This is a genomic window from Massilia sp. CT11-108 (assembly GCF_047302915.1).
Lineage (GTDB): Bacteria > Pseudomonadota > Gammaproteobacteria > Burkholderiales > Burkholderiaceae_D > Telluria > Telluria orientalis.
Genome location: NZ_JBKYMO010001347.1, coordinates 1 through 354 on the forward strand (window position 1 = coordinate 1; position 354 = coordinate 354).

The 354-nt window shown below is 71.8% G+C and carries 1 protein-coding gene; it reads left to right on the forward strand.

The window, feature by feature from the left end; genetic code table 11:
- The coding region (locus tag ACEN88_RS34735; protein ID WP_413346964.1) for an SIMPL domain-containing protein at window positions 1–354 on the forward strand (354 nt) is incomplete at both ends.

Consider the following 354-nt stretch of genomic DNA (forward strand, 5'->3'; position numbering starts at 1 on the left):
CGACGACGGCGCGCGTGGGCGAGGTGCGCGACCTGGCGCGGCAGTTCGGCATCGAGGCCGACGATGTCGTCGTGCGCGAGGTGCGGCAAGGCATCCGCAAGGAGGAAAAGGCCGCGAACGGCGGGCCGCTGTACGAGCTGCGCTGCGACGTCCACATCAACGTCCGCAACGTCGCCAACTGGGCCGCGCTGGCCGGCGGCCTGCTCGGCAAACCGAACCTCGACGGCTTCGCGTCCGCTTTTGACCGCACCGACATGGACACCATCCACGACGAACTCGTGACCCAGGCCATCCAGGACGCGCGCCGCCAGGCCGAGGTGATGGCGGCCGCGGGCGGACGGCGCGCGCCCTGGA